A 16200-nucleotide genomic window follows, 5' to 3' on the forward strand; every position below is an offset into this window, starting at 1 on the left:
TCGCGCATCGTCCCGCGCTCCGCGCAGGCCCCGCCGAGAACCGTCTCGCCAGGCGGGAACAAATGCGCGCTGGTGAGCGTCTGTATGGGTGTACCCGCCACGGCGCGAGCCGCACGGGTGGCCAGGTGAGTACGCGTGGCGTCCGACCTCCTCCCCCCCTCGGAGGTCGGGCGCCTCGCGTCTTGATCTGTTCGGGCCGGTGTCGTCGGGCTCGGTGCGCGATTCGGGAGCGCGCCGCGCGCGTACGCTTGCCCGGGAAGGAGCAGACCTATGAGCCCCAACAAGATCGTGAAGACCGACGCCGAGTGGCGCGCCCAGCTGACGGACGTCGAGTTCCAGGTGCTGCGCGAGGCCGCCACCGAGCGTCCGTGGACCGGTGAGCTGATCGACGAGAAGCGCGACGGCGTGTTCCGCTGCCGCGCGTGCGGTGCGCAGCTGTTCCCGTCCGGCACCAAGTTCGACTCGCACTGCGGCTGGCCCAGCTTCTACGACGCCGAGGACGGCGCCGTCACCCTGCACGAGGACCTCACGCACGGCATGGTGCGCACCGAGGTCCGCTGCGCCGCGTGCGACTCGCACCTCGGCCACGTGTTCCCCGACGCCCCGCAGACGCCCACGGGCGACCGCTTCTGCATCAACTCGGTGTCGCTCACCTTCGACGAGTCCGAGGGCGGTCCCGCCTAGTGGTGGAACCGCGCTTCCGCCGGCCGGCCATGCTCGACATGGAGCTGGCGGACCAGATCGAGGGTGACATCGATCCCGCGGACCGCGGGCTGATCGCGCACGAGACCGCTCTCGCGATCGTCTCCCAGGCGCGCGAGTCGAAGGACCCCGCGCTGGTCGAGCGCCTCATCCGGCTGGTCGACGAGGAGGGCATCGACACCGTCGCGATGATGTGGTCGAAGGCGGGGGAGCACACCCTGCCCGGCGCGCTGTGGCGGATCTACATGATCCGCGAATGGGTGAAGCACGATGCGGCGAACGTCGCGCGCTCGTACCACCAGGGCGTCCAGGCGGCGCATGTGCGTCACGCGATCGCCGGCGTCGAGGACCCTCCCGGCCCCGACGAGGTCCGCACGCTCGCCGACGCGGTGCTGTCCGGCGTCTTCAGCGGCGACCTCGCCGTGGCGCTCGACCGCGCCGGGGCGTTCTGCCGCGTGGTCGCGACCGGCTCGGCCTTCGAGGCGGGCTCGGACGAGGGCCACGCCGACGCCCGCGCGCACCGCACGACGATGCGCGCCGCGCAGCTGCTGCGCACAGGCGAGGACCTCGAGCGCTGCGCCGCCATGTGGCGCGAGGACCGGCTCGACTAGCCGCACCCGCACCCGCACCCGCACCCGCACCCGCAGCCGCCGCCCGCAGCGTGGAATGGGGCGCTCACGGTCGAATCCGAGCCGCCTCCGACTCCTGTGGGGCACCCATGGTCGCCCCGCGCATCGTTCCTTCGCAAGAGGCGTTCGCGGAGCGCGAGAAGGGTCCACAGTCGCGTCCCGGCGTCAGGTTTCCGGCGTATGGTGGGGGTGACGTCGGACCGCGGTAGCCCCGGGCTCCAAATCCAGCCGCTTCGAGCGGCCTTCGCGCCGACTGGCGCTCCCGGTCCGGCGTCGCTTCATGTCCAGCTCGCGCATGGTTGCCCCATAGCGCGCAGCGACAGCCCGGGATCGACGGTGAGCGCCCCATTCCGGATCGGGACTGCCGGTGCCGCCGGGTGGGGTGGCGGGATGCCGGCGACCGCGAACGGTCAGACGTGCACGCGCAGGAGGTGGGTCTCCACCGCGACCACCACGGGGCCCGACTCGTAGTCGGCCACATGCGCGACCAGCACGCCGCCCGCGGGCAGGTACGGGTTCGAGCGCGGCAGCGCGCCGCGGGTGTACGGCCGCACCGCGGCGCGCAGCATCTCGATGATGGTCGGCAGCGTCGGCCGGTGCACGCACACCGCGCGCGGCGAGCGCTTGCGCAGCAGCTTCCCGAACACGGTCGCCGTCTCGAGCGGACGATGCGCGTGCCGGGGCTCGGTGAGCGCCTCGTGGACGTGGATGTCGGCGCCGATCGCGTCCGCGTAGGGGGTCACCGTGTCGACGCACCGACGTGCGGGCGAGGACTCGATCTTGCCGATCCCGAAGGACGCGATGAGCGGCACGATCTCGTTGGCGCGCTCCTTGCCGGACCTGCTCAGCGGCCGCGCCTCGTCGGCCAGCCTCCAGGCCTTGCGGCGCTTGGCGCGCGCATGCCGGACCAGCATGAACGGCCGGGTGTCGAGCCGTCCGGCCGCGTACGCGTCGACGAGCGCATCAAGAGGACGGAGGTCGTCGGGGAAGGTGATGAGCTCGTGCGCCTGCTCGACGCCGAGCCAGCGGACCTGGTCGATCTCGTTCTTCGAGGCGTCCTTGTAGCGCGGGCGCGCCTTCACGGCGGCGGCGTTGGGGGTCGCGACCTCGGCGGCCCAGTACTTCACCACCTTCTGCTTGCCCGACCCGATCGGGTAGCGCAGCGTGGGCAGCGGCTGTCCGAGCACCACCTGGCGGCCGGTCTCCTCGGCGATCTCACGCACCGCGCACTCGGGCAGCGACTCGCCGGGGTCGAGCTTGCCCTTGGGCCAGGACCAGTCGTTGTACCGGGGGCGATGCACCGCGAGCACCTGCAGGCGGCCGTCGCGGATGCGCCAGACCAGCGCACCTGCCGCGACGACGGTGCCCTCGGGATAATGGCTCACTTGCCCTTGGCCCTCCGCTTGGGCTGGCGGCGGATGTACGTGCCCTGGAGGTCCTTGAGGCGGTTGCCCTCGCCGTCGGTGACCCCGTGGCCCCACGTGCCGTCCTCGTGAAGCTCCCAGCCCGCGACCTGATGGCTCATCGCCATGTCGATGTTCTCGATGAGGCTCGCCGACTGCTGCGGGTCGGTCACCGTGATGAGCGCCTCGATGCGACGGTCGAGGTTGCGGTGCATGAGGTCGGCGGAGCCGATGAACACCTCGGGGTCGCCGTCGTTGGCGAAGGCGTAGATGCGCGAGTGCTCGAGGAAGCGGCCGAGGATCGAGCGGACGCGGATGTTCTCGGAGAATGCGGGGACGCCGGGACGCACCGCGCAGATGCCGCGGACGTTGACGTCGACCTTCACGCCCGCGTTCGAGGCGCGGTAGAGCGCGTCGATCGTCTTCTCATCGACGATCGAGTTGACCTTGATCTTGACCCACGCCTCCTTGCCGGCGGCGGCGTTCCGGGCCTCGCGGTCGATGCGCTCGATGAGGCCCTGGCGCACGCCCACCGGGGCGACCACGAGGCGGCGGAAGCGCGACTTGGGCGCGTAGCCCGAGAGCTGGTTGAAGAGCTTGGTGAGATCCGCGCCCACCTCGGCGTTCTTGGTGAGCAGCCCGTAGTCCTCGTAGAGGCGCGCGGTCTTCGGGTGGTAGTTGCCCGTGCCGATGTGGGAGTAGCGCTGAAGCCCGTCCTCCTCCTGGCGCACCACGAGCGAGAGCTTGCAGTGCGTCTTGAGGCCCACGAGGCCGTAGACCACGTGCACGCCCGCCTGCTCGAGCTTGCGGGCCCACGAGATGTTCCGCCTCTCGTCGAAGCGGGCCTTGATCTCGACGAGCGCGAGCACCTGCTTGCCGGCGTGCGCGGCCTCGATGAGGGCGTCGACGATGGGCGAGTCTCCCGAGGTGCGGTAGAGCGTCTGCTTGATCGCGAGCACCTTGGGATCCGCGGCGGCCTGCGCGAGGAAGGCCTGGACCGACGTCGAGAACGAGTCGTAGGGGTGGTGAAGCAGCACGTCGCCGCGCGTGATCGCGTCGAAGACGTTCTGCTCGTCCGCGGTCTCGACGGGCGCGAGCCGGTGGTGCGTGGTCGGGCGGAAGGACTCGAACTGCAGCGCGGGACGGTCGAGGTCCGCGATGAGGTTGAGCCCCGTGAGGTCGAGGGGTGCAGGGAGGTGGAACACGTCGTTCTCGGTGATGCCCAGCTCGCGCACCAGCAGCTCGCGGATCTTGGGCGGGAGGTCGTCGGCGACCTCGAGGCGCACCGCAGGGCCGAAGCGGCGGCGCAGCAGCTCCTTCTCCATCGCCTTGAGGAGGTTCTCGGCGTCGTCCTCCTCGACCTCGACGTCCTCGTTGCGGGTGACGCGGAACGTGTAGTGCGCGGCGACCTTCATGCCGGGGAAGAGGTAGTCGAGGTGCGCGCCGATGACGTCCTCGAGCGGCACGAAGCTGCGCGGCTCGTCGGACAGCGCGGCCGCATCGGTCACCTGGCCCACGTGGCCCGCGGCGTCGACGGACAGGAAGCGCGGCAGCGTCTCGGGGACCTTGACGCGCGCGAAGTAGTCCTTGCCGGTGTCGGGGTCGACGATCTCGACGGCGATGTTGAGCGACAGCCCCGAGATGTACGGGAACGGGTGCGCGGGGTCGACCGCGAGGGGGGTGAGCACCGGGAAGATGTCCGCGCGGAAGAGCTTGCGCAGGCGCTCGCGCTCGGCGTCGCCGAGGTCCTCCTGGCGCACCAGCTGGATGCCCTCGTTGGCGAGGGCGGGGCGGACCTGCTCCTCGAACGTCTCGGCGTGGCGGTCCATGAGCTCGTGCGCGCGCTCGGTGATGGCCTCGATCTGGCGCGAGGCGCTCATGCCGGTCGCGGAGGGCACCGCGAAGCCGGCGGCGATGCGGCGCTTGAGGCCCGCGACGCGGACCATGAAGAACTCGTCGAGGTTGGACGCGAAGATCGCGAGGAAGCGGGCGCGCTCGAGCAGCGGCGTGTGCGGGTCCTCGGCCATCTCGAGCACGCGCTCGTTGAAGGCGAGCCACGAGAGCTCGCGGTCGAGGTAGCGGTCGTCGGGCAGCGGCGACGGCGCCTCCTCCTCGTCGAACTCGACCATGGGCACCGGGTAGGTCTCCTCCGACTCGCGCGCGGGAGCATCGTCCTGCGGCGCGGGGGCAGGGCTGGCGGCGTTGACGTCGAGGCTCTCGGACATGGGGCCATGGTTCCACGCTGCGGGGGTGGTCGCCACCCCCTGAAGGGCCCGGGTCGCTTGCGTTCTTCAATGCTTTCAGGCATCGTTGAAATATGACGATGACCGAGGCGCAGCACGCGTACGTGGACAGGGTGGCGACCTTCTTCACGATGTTCGGCTCCGCTCGCGCGTGGGCCGAGATCCTCGGATGGCTCATGATCTGCGAGCCCGCCGAGCGCACGCAGGCGGAGATCGCCGCGGACCTCGGCCTCAGCGCCGGCACGGTCTCGACGCAGCTGCGCACGCACGTCCAGCTCGGCATGGTCGAGCAGGTCCGCGTGCGGGGCGACCGCACGCAGCGCTACCGTCTCCGCTCCGGCGCCTGGTACGGCGTCATGGCCTCCGAGCTCGAGCGCATCCGCGCCCTCGGCGACCTCGCGCGGGCGGGCGACGACATCCTTCCCCGGGACCGACCCGAGAGGGTCACGGAGCTCGGCGACCTCGCCGACTTCTTCGCACGCGAATGGCCGCCGCTGATGGAGCGGATGGCCGCAGAGCTGGACCCGTCCCCCTCAGAGACAAGGATCTGACATGACCTCCACCCCCGCCATCGAGACCGTCGGTCTCACCAAGAGGTTCGGCGACTTCACCGCCGTGCAGGACGTCTCCCTCCAGATCGGCCCTGGCGAGATCTTCGGCTTCCTGGGACCCAACGGCGCGGGCAAGTCGACCACCATCCGCTGCCTGCTCGACCTCATCCGCCCGTCCGAGGGCGAGTGCCGGATCGCCGGCCTCGACTCGCGCAAGGACGCCGTCGAGATCCGCCGCCATCTCGGCTTCCTCCCGTCGGACCTCGCGCTCTACCCGAACCTGTCCGGCCGCGAGACCCTCGAGTTCCTCGCGAACCTCCGCGGCGGGGTGGACTGGGCCTGGGTCGACTCGCTCGCGGACCGCTTCGATGCGGACCTCGGCAAGAAGGTCGGCGAGCTCTCCTCCGGCAACCGCCAGAAGGTGGGCCTGATCCAGGCCTTCATGAACCGGCCCGAGGTGGTGATCCTCGACGAGCCCATCACGGGCCTCGACCCGCTGGTGCAGCTCGAGTTCCACACGCTCATGCGCGAGCACGTCGCGGAGGGGAGCACGGTCTTCCTGTCGAGCCACACGCTGTCCGAGGTCGAGCGCGTCGCCGACCGCGTCGGCTTCATCCGCCGCGGCCACCTCATCGCCGTCGAGCGCATGAGCGAGCTGCTCGACAAGGCGCTCCGCCGCGTCACGCTCGAGTTCTCCGCGCCCATGCCCGCCGCCGCCTTCGAGGGGATCGAGGGCGTCCACAGCGTCGAGGCCGACGGCGCGACCGTCACCGCCCAGTACGAGGGCTCGATGGGGCCGCTCCTGCGCGCCGCGACCGCCCATGACGTGCTGTCGCTCGAGTCCTCCTCGGTCGACCTCGACGAGATCTTCCTCGAGTTCTACCGCGACGAGGTGACCGAGGCCGAGGGCGGGGACGCCCCGGAGCCGGCCGCCGCATCGTCCGCCGCGGAGCGTGCGTGATGCTGCAGACCCTCTACCTCAAGACGGTCCGCGACCGCTGGCTCGGTGCGCTCATCGGCGTCGCCTCGCTGTGGCTCGTCGCGGTGTTCGGCATGTGGGCCTACGCGGGCATCGGCGACGACGCGGTGGCGTTCTTCGACGAGATGCCGGAGTTCTACTCGTCGCTCATCGGCATCAGCGGCGACGCGGGCGTCACCGGGCTCATGATGTCGATGATGTTCAACTTCCTCGGGCCCTTCGTGGTCGCGGGGATCGCGATCTCGATGGGGGCCGCGGCCATCGCCGGCGAGGAGCGCGAGGGCACGATGAACGTCCTCACCACCGCGCCGCGCTCGCGTTCGCGGCTCTTCACCTCCAAGACGCTCGCGGTGCTGAGCATCGGCGTCGCCGTGAACGTGCTCGCGTGGCTCGGATACCTGGGCATCACGGTGATGTTCGGCGAGAGCGTCACGGGCGTGAACGTGGGCGCCGCGACGCTGCACGTGCTCGTGGTGTCGATGCTCTACGGCGCGGTCGCGCTCGCGATCGGCGCGGCGACGGGCCAGCAGCAGCTCGCCTCCGGCATCGCCACCGCGTTCCTGGTGGTGTCCTTCCTCGCCTCGGGCCTGCTGCCCATGTTCGAGGGCTGGGAGGACGTCGCCAAGATCTTCCCGTGGCACTACATCAACGCCTCCGCGCCTCTCACCAACGGCGTCGACTGGGGTCAGATGGCGGTGCTGCTCGCGATCACGGTCGCGCTCGTGCTCGTCGGCTGGGCCGCGCTGATCCGCCGTGACCTCCGCTCGGGCGAGGGCCGGCTGCCGCTGGTCGCGCGCCTCCAGGAGGACGAGCGGGTGGCGAAGGTGCTGACGATGCTGCAGGGCCGCCAGAGCACGCGCGGCATGACCGGCATGGCGCTGAGCGACTCGCGCGCGCTCGTCGCGATCGCCGGCGGCGGGATGTTCTTCATGATGACCGTCATGGGACCGCTGTTCAACGCGGTCTCGGACTTCGTGGGCGACTTCGCCTCGGCCTTCCCCGACTCGATCATGGCGATGGTCGGCTTCGCCGACTACTCGCGGCCCGAGGGCTGGTACCACGGCGAGGGGCTGTCGATCCTGGCGCCCGTCGCGATCGCGGTGCCGGTCATCGCGGCCGGCGCGGCCCTCGCGCGCGAGGAGCAGCGTCGCACCATCTCGGTGCTGCTGACCTCGCCGGTGTCCCGGTCCACGGTGGCGTGGCGACGTGCGGCCGCGATGCTCGTCGTCTCCTTCGCGGTCTCGGCGCTCATCGCCGCGGGCATCGCGCTGGGCAACTGGATCGGCGGCCTCGGGATGTCCTACGCGAACATCGCCGCGACGGGCGTGCTGCTCGCCGGACTGGGCGCGGTGCTGGGCGCGGCGGCCTTCGCGGCCGGCGCGTTCACCGGCGTGCCGCGCATCGCGATCGGCGCAGGCACCGGCGTCGCGATCGTCGGGTGGGCGCTCACGGCCTTCGCCGCGGTGAACGATGCGCTCGAGCCCCTCGCGCACGCGTCGCCGTTCTACTACGTCACGTGGGAGTTCCCGCTCGACAACGGCCTGTACTGGTACCAGCCGGTGGTCCTGTTCGGCGCATCGGCGGTGCTGCTCGCGCTGGGCGTCGCCGGCTACCGGGCGCGTGACCTCAAGGGCTGACCCCGCCGTCGTCGACTCCCAATGACACATGTGACACAAGTGACAGCGCGTGACGGACGAGGCATCCCCATCCGTCACGCGGCATGACTCCGGTCACAAGTGTCATTGGGAGTCGGCGCGGGTCGTTCGGAGTCGGCGCGCGGCGCTACACCTCGCGCGTGTAGAAGATCGAGTTCGGGTCCAGCGTGTACTTGCCGAAGGGCTCGCACTCGAGGAAGCCGTGGCGCTCGTACAGGCGGCGGGCGGGCGCGAAGTGCGGCTCGGTCCCGGTCTCGAGGCTCACGCGCGTGCGGCCGTGCTGCTGCGCCGTGGCGACCAGCTCGGCCAGCACCGCGGCCGCGACCCCCTTGCCGCGCGCCTGCGCCGTGGTGCGCATCGACTTGATCTCCGCGTGGTCGTCGGCCAGCGCGACCACCGCGCCGACGCCCAGGAGGTCGCCCGACTGATCCCGCGCCGCGAGGAACGTGACCTCGGGCCGGCGCAGCGCCTCGACGTCGAGCGCGTGCACCGACTCTGCGGGCGAGGTCGCGTGCATCTCCGCGAGGTGCTCGTTCAGCAGCGCGAGGATGTCGGGGGTCGTCGGGTCGGCCGGGGAGATCTGCATGGCCGGGATTCTTCCACGGGCCCGGCGGGGCGGGACGTCCGACCCCTCGCGCGGTCCCGGCGCGGCGACCATGCTGGGCGTGGGGGCGACACGCCTGCGTCGCGGGTTGCGCCGATGTTTCCCTATGTGGAGAATTAGCGGGACGGGCCACCCGGCCGACCGACGAGAGAGGCAGCACGATGAAGGCGATGATCCTCAAGGAGTTCCGCGAGCTGAGGCGTGACAAGCGCACGATGGCGATGCTCATCGTGCTGCCGATCGTGCTGCTCACGATCTTCGGCTACGCCGCGAACTTCACGGTGGACACGATCCCCACCCGCGTCATCGGACCGGGCGCCGAGCAGGCCGCCGCGAACGCCCCGGAGCTGTTCGACATCGGCGAGGTCGACGCGGAGGCGACCACGGACGATGCGCTCGCGTGGATGACCGACAACGCCACCGAGGTGGTGATCGACACCACCACGCAGCCCCCGACCGCCTACGTCGACGGCGCGAGCCTCTTCACCGCGCAGAGCGCCTCCGCGGCGTTCGGACGCATGGGCGACCAGGTCGAGGTCGACATCCTCTTCAACCCCGACCTCGAGACCTCGTGGGTGATGGTGCCGGCGCTCATCGGCCTGATCCTCACCTTCATCGGCACCATCATCACGTCGATCGGCCTGGTGAAGGAGAGGCAGTCGGGCACGCTCGAGCAGCTCGCGGTCATGCCGCTCAAGCCTGCCGACGTCATCATCGGCAAGATCGCCCCGTACTTCCTGCTCGCGTCCTTCGACATGCTCGTCGTCACGTTCCTGGGCGTGTGGATCTTCGACGTGCCCTTCAACGGCAGTCCCTGGCTGTTCGCGATCGGCGCCGGGATCTTCCTCTTCGTGGTGCTGGGCATCGGCGTGCTCATCTCCACCGTCTCGCAGACGCAGGCGCAGGCCATCCAGCTCGCGATCATGCTGCTGCTGCCGCAGATCCTGCTGTCGGGCTTCATCTTCCCGCTCGACGCGATGCCGACCGCGATCGCGGCGATCGGACGATGCCTGCCGCTCACGTACTTCGTCGAGATCGCGCAGGGGATCTTCCTGCGCGGCGCCGGCCTCGACGCGCTGTGGGTGCCGTACGCGGTGCTCACCGGGATGGCGCTGCTCGTCTTCACGGCCGCCGTGCTGCGCTTCCGTCGCGACCTCGCGCCGAGCGCCCACCACCGCGCGAAGTCGAAGGCCGCGTGATGGCCGCCTGGGGAGCCCACGGGCTCACCGTCGAGAGGGGCGGCCGGGCCGCGCTCGCGAACGTCACCCTCACGGTCGCACCCGGCGAGATCGTGGCCGTGGTCGGAGGCGACGGCGCGGGCAAGACCACGCTGCTGCGCACGCTGGCGGGCGCGATCGCCCCGACCGCGGGCGAGGTCGCCACGCCCGCCCTCGAGCGCATCGGCTTCATGCCCACCGCCGCGGGGGTGTGGCGCGACCTCTCGGTGGACGAGAACATCGCCTTCGTCGCCGCCGCCCACGGCATCGCGGGCGCCACGCTCGAGGAGCGCCGCGCCGCGCTGCTCGCGGGCGCCGGGCTCGAGCACGCGACCGAGCGCCTCGCGCGCAACCTCTCGGGAGGCATGCGTCAGAAGCTCGCCTTCTCGCTCGCGATGCTGCACCGGCCCGACCTGCTCATCCTCGACGAGCCCTCGACCGGCGTCGACCCCGTGAGCCGCGTCGACCTGTGGCGCATGGTCTCGCTCGCCGCCTCGCAGGGCGCCGCCGTGGTGATGGCGACCACGTACCTCGACGAGGCGGAGCGCGCGCATCGCGTCACGGTGCTCGACGCGGGGGAGGTGCTGCTCGAGGGCGCGCCCGCGGACGTGCTCGCCGGCATCCCCGGCCACGTGGTCGCGGCCGATGCGCCGGGCGACCCGGCGCGCACCTGGCGCCGCGGACGCGGCTACCGGATCTGGTCGCCCGAGGAGCCGCCCGAGGGCGAGCCGCGCGTGGCCGACATCGAGGACGCCGTGGTCGCCGCGGCCATCGCGAAGGGGGCCTGACATGGCCGAGCCGCTCATCCACGCGCAGGACGTCACGCGCCGCTTCGGCGACTTCACCGCGGTCGACGGGGTGTCCATCTCCGTGGCGGCGGGGGAGATCGTCGGCCTGCTCGGCGCGAACGGCGCCGGCAAGACCACGCTCATCCGCATGATCCTCGGCCTGCTCCCGCCGTCGGACGGCGCGCTCGCGCTCTTCGGCGCCCCGCCGTCGCGCGAGGGTCGCGCCCGCCTGGGCTACGTGCCGCAGGGCCTCGGGCTGTGGGACGACCTCACGGTCGCGGAGAACCTCGCCTTCGTCGATCAGGCCTTCGGGTCGCGTGCGACGGCCGTCCCGGACGCGCTCGCCGGCTCGCGGGACGGGCTGGTCGGCGGCATCGGCCTCGGCCGTCAGCGTCAGCTCGCCTTCGCCGCCGCGCTGGGGCACGGCCCGGAGCTGCTGGTCCTCGACGAGCCCACCTCCGGCGTCGACCCGCTCTCCCGCGCACGCCTGTGGGACACGGTCCACGAGAGCGCCGAGCAGGGCGTCGGCGTGCTCGTCACCACGCACTACATGCAGGAGGCCGAGCAGTGCGACCGGCTGGTGCTGATGTCGCAGGGCCGCGCGGTGGGCGAGGGGCAGCTCGCGGACATCGTGGCCGGCACCACCGCGCTCGCGGTCCGCACCGAGCGTTGGCAGGACGCGTTCGAGGCGCTGGACCGCGCCGGAGTGCTGGTGATGCTGTCGGGCACGCACGTCCGGGCGGTCGATGCGGACGAGGTGCGGGTCCGGGCGGCCCTCGGCGGCCTCGCGGCGGAGGTCGAGCCTGTCGGCGCGACGCTCGAGGAGGCGATGGTCGCGCGCGAGCGCTCCGCCGGCTGACGCATCGTCCCCGGTGGGGGAGCCCTTGCGGGCGCGGCGGCGCGTGCCGCCCGGCGCGGGGGTGCGCGCTGCCTAGGGTGGGCCGCATGACACGACGGATGCGACCCTCCGATGCGGCCCTCGCGCTGTGGCCGGCGGCGCTGCTGATCGCGATGGGCGTCGCCGGCTTCATCGGCGTGCTGGACTGGGTGGTCGAGAAGGAGGACCTGTTCCTCATCGACGAGCCGCTGCTCGAGCTGCTCGCGCAGCAGCGGTCGCCGGAGCTCGACACGCTGTTCAACGCGGTGTCGCTGGTCTTCGGGCCCGCGGTGCTGCCGGTCGTGGTGGCCGCGATCGCGCTCGTGTGGTGGCGCGTGTCCCGCTCATGGTGGGAGCCCGCGCTGCTCGTGGTCGCGATGCTGCTGTCGACTGGGCTCACCGTCGCGCTGAAGTCGCTGGTGGGGCGTGACCGCCCCGCGGACCTGCTCATGGTGGTGCCCGGCGGCGAGACCTCGGGGTCCTTCCCCTCGGGGCACACGGTGGGCGCGGCGACCCTGGTGCTGGTGGTCGGCTACCTCCTGTGGCACGAGGACGCCGAGGCGTCGTGGGCGCTCACCGGCTGGGTGGCGGCGTCGCTCCTCATCATCGTCGGGGTCGGCGCGAGCCGCCTCTACCTCGGCTATCACTTCCTCACCGACGTGCTCGCGGGGCTGTGCGTCGCGCTCGCGGTGCTGGGTGTGGTGGTGGGGGCGGAGCGCTGGCGCGACCTCTGGCTCGAGCGGCGCGACCCGCCTGCGCGTCCCACCGCGCTCGCGGTGACCGAGGAGGACCTCGCCTGGGCGCGCGACGGCGCGGACGATGCGGAGGACGGGGCCCCACGGCGGCCGACCGGGGCTGAGGCGCGCCCCTGCGCGGGGCAGAAGGGCCCGGAGACGAAGGTGCCCCGGGAGGTCGGCTGCGCTGGGGGGCACCGCGGCCGTCCCTCCCGGGGACGTCTTCGGCGATCGAGGCGGTGATCCGGCCTCTCGCCTGGTTCAGTGTAGGGCCTGGGATGCCCTCCGGCAATGAGGATCGCAACGTTTCTTCCCACGTTTCGCGCGGCGTCTGGGATCGGTCACAGCGGGTGGGCTCACGTCACGGTGAACGACACCTCCATGCCGCGCGACCGATGGTCGCCGACGGAGCAGTAGAGCGTGTAGGTGCCCGGGTCGAGCACCACCTCGAACGAGGCGGACTCGCCGGGATCGATGACCGCGGTCGCGCCGCCGGGGTCGCCCTCGAGCACGAGGTCGTGGCTCACGGCGCCGTCGTTGGTGAGCTCGATCGCGACGGTGCCGGAGGGGACCGTCGTGGACGAGAGGCTGTACGCGTACTCCGTCGCGGAGACGCTGAGCACCGTCTCCGCGGAGGGCGGCTGATCGTCGAGCGAGGGCACCTCCTCGCCGCCTCCGCACGCGCTGAGCGCGGCGGCGAGAGCGACGGCCGTGGCGGCGAGCGCCGCGCGGCTGCGGATGATGCGCATGGCGACCTCCTGACGCTCCACGGTACGTCGCACGCCGCGCACGTGCCCGTAACGATTCGGTCACGTCACACAGGGGTGCGGCGGCGGAAAGTTTCAGGAATGTAAAACATCCCTCACCGGCGGTCGCGAGGCCCCTGGTGCGTGCCAGGATCGCTTGCCACGGCCGACGCGCGCACAGGCGCCGGTCTTCTCTCAACAAGGAGGGCAACACCCATGCGGAACCCGTCCCACCTGCGTCGCACGGCCATCGTCGCCGGCGTCGCGGCCTCGGCGCTGACGCTCGCCGCCTGCTCCGGCGGCGACTCCGACACCGAGTCGAGCGCGGACGCGACCGGCGGCGCTGTCGCCGGCGCATCGGAGCCGATCATCATCGGCACCACCGACAAGATCACCACCATCGACCCGGCCGGCTCGTACGACAACGGCTCGTTCGCGGTGATGAACCAGGTCTTCCCGTTCCTGCTCAACACCCCGTACGGCAGCCCCGACGTCGAGCCCGACATCGCGGTCTCGGCCGAGTTCACCGCGCCGACCGAGTACACCGTGGTCCTCAAGGAGGGCCTGACGTTCGCCAACGGCAACGCGCTCACGTCCTCGGACGTGGTCTTCACGTTCGACCGCATGCAGGCGATCTTCGAGTCGGGCGCTGACGACGGCAACGGCCCGGGCTCGCTGCTGTGGAACCTCGACCACGCCGAGGCCATCGACGACACCACGGTGGTCTTCCACCTGCTGTCGGAGAACGACCAGACCTTCGCGCAGATCCTGTCGTCGCCCGCGGGCCCCATCGTCGACGAGGACGTCTTCGCCGCCGATGCGCTCACGCCGGACTCCGACATCGTCGCGGGCAACGCGTTCGCCGGTCAGTACGTCATCACCGACTACGACCAGAACAACCTCATCAGCTACGAGGCGAACCCCGACTACATGGGTCTGCTCGGCGCCGCCAACGCGGAGATCGTCGACGTGAAGTACTACGCCGAGGAGTCGAACCTCAAGCTCGACATCCAGCAGGGCAACATCGACGTCGCGTTCCGCTCGCTCTCCGCGACGGACATCGCGGACCTCCGCGAGGACGAGAACGTCCAGGTCGTCGACGGCCCCGGCGGCGAGATCCGCTACATCGTGTTCAACTTCGACACGATGCCGTACGGCGCCACCACGGACGAGGCCGACGAGGCCAAGTCGCTCGCGGTCCGTCAGGCCGTGGCCGACATCGTCGACCGCGAGGAGATCGCCGAGCAGGTCTACGCCGGGACCTTCACCCCGCTGTACTCCTACGTCCCCGCGGGCCTCACCGGCGCCACCGAGTCCCTCAAGGGCCTCTACGGCGACGGCGAGGGCGGCCCGGACGCCGACAAGGCGGCCGCCACGCTCGAGGAGGCCGGCGTCGAGACCCCGGTCGCGCTCAGCCTGCAGTACAACCCGGACCACTACGGCTCGGGCTCGGCTGACGAGTACGCCCTGGTCAAGGACCAGCTCGAGGCCTCCGGCCTGTTCACCGTCGACCTCCAGTCGACCGAGTGGGTCCAGTACGCCAAGGACCGCACCGCCGACGTGTACCCGGCCTACCAGCTCGGCTGGTTCCCGGACTACTCGGACGCGGACAACTACCTGACCCCGTTCTTCTACGAGGGCGGCTTCCTGGGCAACCACTACTCGAACCCGACCGTGGACGACCTGATCGTCGCGCAGGGCACCGAGGTCGACGCGGACTCGCGCACCGCCCTCATCGAGGAGATCCAGGACACCGTCGCGGGTGACCTCTCGACCCTGCCGCTGCTGCAGGGCGCGCAGGTCGCGGTGACCGGTGTGGACGTCTCGGGTGCTGCGGACACCCTCGACGCCTCGTTCAAGTTCCGCTACGCCGCCCTCTCGAAGGGCTGACACATCGGCGTGCGGGAGGGTCTCACGGCCCTCCCGCACGCCGCTGTCGTCCTCGCAGTTCATCGGCCCGTCGGGCCAGTCAGGACCCACGCATGACCACCACGTCGGAAGCCCCGGCGAAGCGAGCCGGCGCCCCCCGCGCCTGGGCGAAGAAGCCCGGAGGCTCGCTCGGCCGCTACATCGCGGTTCGCGCCCTTCTCATCATCCCCACCGTGTTCATCCTGGTGACCACGGTCTTCGTGCTGATGCGCACGACCGGTGACCCGATCACCGCCGCGCAGGGCGGCCGCCTCCCGGCGGACCAGCTCGCCGAGCGCATCCACGAGGCCGGCTACGACCGGCCCATCCTGGTGCAGTACCTCGACTACCTGGGCGGCGTCTTCACCGGCGACTTCGGCACCACGCTGTCCGACCGCCGCGAGGTCACGGACGTCATCGTCCACTTCGGCGCCGCGACGCTCGAGCTCGCGTTCTACGCGCTCATCGTCGCCTTCGCGGTCGGCATCCCGCTGGGCCGCCTCGCCGCCTTCCACCGCGACCGCTGGCCCGACGCGGTCTACCGCATCGGCGCGATCCTCGCGTATGCGACCCCGGTCTTCTTCGCGGGCCTCATCCTCAAGCTCATCTTCTCGGTGTGGCTCGACATCCTCCCGGTCGCCGGACGCGCGGACACGCGCACCGAGCTCACGCTGTCCCGGCAGGACGGCGCGACCGGGATCTACCTCATCGACGCGATCAAGACGGGCGATCCGGCCGTGATCGGCAACGTGCTCCAGCACGCGATCCTCCCGGCGCTCGCGCTCGGCCTGCTCACCGCGGGAGTGTTCCTCCGCGTGGTCCGCACCAACGTCATCTCGACCTTCGGCGCCGGCTATGTCGACGCGGCCCGCTCGCGCGGCGTCTCCGAGCGCCGCCTTCTGCGCAAGCACGCGTACCGGCCCGCGCTCATCCCGATCGTCACCGTGGTGGGCCTGCAGATCGCGCTGCTGCTCGGCGGCGCGGTCCTCACCGAGACCACGTTCGAGTGGAAGGGGCTGGGCTTCCAGCTCTCGCAGTACCTGCAGGCGCGCGACTTCGTCGCCGTCCAGGGCATCGTCGTGGTCCTCGCGGTCATCGTGGCCATCACCAACTTCATCGTCGACATCATCGCGGCGCTCATCGACCCGAGGGTGAGGTACTGAC

Annotated in this window: 15 protein-coding genes; 11 read left to right on the forward strand and 4 right to left on the reverse strand. The window is 71.2% G+C overall.

All coding sequences use genetic code 11. The annotated features are described in order from the left end of the window. Positions 1-270: 270 nt before the first annotated feature. Both msrB and TR42_RS11235 read left to right on the forward strand, forming a co-directional pair. A complete protein-coding gene (gene msrB, locus TR42_RS11230) occupies positions 271-684 on the forward strand; it encodes a peptide-methionine (R)-S-oxide reductase MsrB (protein ID WP_042215852.1) in 414 nt (137 codons plus the stop codon). A 38-nt stretch (positions 685-722) separates the two neighbouring features. After that, complete coding sequence (locus tag TR42_RS11235; protein WP_369345344.1) at positions 723-1313, forward strand: hypothetical protein; 591 nt, start codon at positions 723-725, stop codon at positions 1311-1313. 428 nt (positions 1314-1741) lie between these two features. Here TR42_RS11235 and TR42_RS11240 read toward each other — a convergent pair whose 3' ends face one another. After that, positions 1742-2716 (reverse strand): NUDIX hydrolase, encoded by a 975-nt coding sequence (locus TR42_RS11240; protein ID WP_042215854.1) that lies wholly within the window; start codon positions 2714-2716, stop codon positions 1742-1744. Then, positions 2713-4959 carry an RNA degradosome polyphosphate kinase gene (locus TR42_RS11245; RefSeq protein WP_081953331.1) on the reverse strand — a complete coding sequence of 749 codons (2247 nt, stop codon included), beginning with the start codon at positions 4957-4959 and terminating at the stop codon, positions 2713-2715. Before TR42_RS11245 ends, TR42_RS11240 begins: the two co-directional genes overlap by 4 nt. Before the next feature lie 92 nt (positions 4960-5051). Between TR42_RS11245 and TR42_RS11250 the strand changes: the two genes are divergently transcribed. The 3 genes from TR42_RS11250 to TR42_RS11260 are packed head-to-tail and all read left to right on the forward strand — an operon-like array spanning position 5052 to position 8144. Continuing rightward, positions 5052-5528 carry a GbsR/MarR family transcriptional regulator gene (locus TR42_RS11250; RefSeq protein WP_042215856.1) on the forward strand — a complete coding sequence of 159 codons (477 nt, stop codon included), beginning with the start codon at positions 5052-5054 and terminating at the stop codon, positions 5526-5528. 1 nt (position 5529) lies between these two features. Further along, complete coding sequence (locus TR42_RS11255) at positions 5530-6489, forward strand: ABC transporter ATP-binding protein (RefSeq protein WP_074789490.1); 960 nt, start codon at positions 5530-5532, stop codon at positions 6487-6489. Continuing rightward, positions 6489-8144, forward strand: a complete 1656-nt coding sequence (locus TR42_RS11260) for a DUF2705 family protein (RefSeq protein ID WP_042215857.1) — start codon at positions 6489-6491, stop codon at positions 8142-8144. Before TR42_RS11255 ends, TR42_RS11260 begins: the two co-directional genes overlap by 1 nt. Positions 8145-8289: 145 nt before the next feature. Here TR42_RS11260 and TR42_RS11265 read toward each other — a convergent pair whose 3' ends face one another. Further along, positions 8290-8748, reverse strand: a complete 459-nt coding sequence (locus TR42_RS11265) for a GNAT family N-acetyltransferase (protein WP_042215859.1) — start codon at positions 8746-8748, stop codon at positions 8290-8292. Positions 8749-8927: 179 nt separating this feature from the next. On the opposite strand from TR42_RS11265, the gene TR42_RS11270 reads away from it, so the two are divergent. The 4 genes from TR42_RS11270 (at position 8928) to TR42_RS11285 (ending at position 12625) form a co-directional block, all read left to right on the forward strand. Next, complete coding sequence (locus tag TR42_RS11270) at positions 8928-9965, forward strand: ABC transporter permease (RefSeq protein ID WP_042215861.1); 1038 nt, start codon at positions 8928-8930, stop codon at positions 9963-9965. After that, entirely contained in the window at positions 9965-10771 is an 807-nt protein-coding gene (locus tag TR42_RS11275; RefSeq protein ID WP_042215863.1) for an ABC transporter ATP-binding protein, read from the forward strand. The genes TR42_RS11270 and TR42_RS11275 overlap by 1 nt, the downstream gene beginning before the upstream one ends. A 1-nt stretch (position 10772) precedes the next feature. Continuing rightward, a complete protein-coding gene (locus TR42_RS11280; RefSeq protein ID WP_042215864.1) occupies positions 10773-11630 on the forward strand; it encodes an ABC transporter ATP-binding protein in 858 nt (285 codons plus the stop codon). An 86-nt stretch (positions 11631-11716) separates the two neighbouring features. Beyond that, on the forward strand, positions 11717-12625 hold the full coding sequence (locus TR42_RS11285; protein ID WP_081953335.1) for a phosphatase PAP2 family protein: 909 nt from the start codon (positions 11717-11719) through the stop codon (positions 12623-12625). A 113-nt stretch (positions 12626-12738) separates the two neighbouring features. On the opposite strand, the gene TR42_RS11290 is transcribed toward TR42_RS11285, so the two are convergent. Continuing rightward, positions 12739-13131: a cupredoxin domain-containing protein gene (locus tag TR42_RS11290; protein ID WP_042215965.1), complete on the reverse strand. Its 393-nt coding sequence runs from the start codon at positions 13129-13131 to the stop codon at positions 12739-12741. A gap of 213 nt (positions 13132-13344) precedes the next feature. Between TR42_RS11290 and TR42_RS11295 the strand changes: the two genes are divergently transcribed. Both TR42_RS11295 and TR42_RS11300 read left to right on the forward strand, forming a co-directional pair. Continuing rightward, the gene (locus TR42_RS11295) at positions 13345-15018 is read left to right on the forward strand and encodes an ABC transporter substrate-binding protein (RefSeq protein WP_042215866.1); all 1674 of its coding nucleotides are present in this window, start codon (positions 13345-13347) and stop codon (positions 15016-15018) included. 92 nt (positions 15019-15110) lie between these two features. After that, the gene (locus TR42_RS11300) at positions 15111-16199 is read left to right on the forward strand and encodes an ABC transporter permease (RefSeq protein ID WP_042215868.1); all 1089 of its coding nucleotides are present in this window, start codon (positions 15111-15113) and stop codon (positions 16197-16199) included. The last annotated feature ends 1 nt before the right edge of the window (position 16200 follow it).

It is taken from the genome of Demequina mangrovi (genome assembly GCF_000759715.1).
GTDB classification, from domain to species: Bacteria; Actinomycetota; Actinomycetes; order Actinomycetales; family Demequinaceae; genus Demequina; species Demequina mangrovi.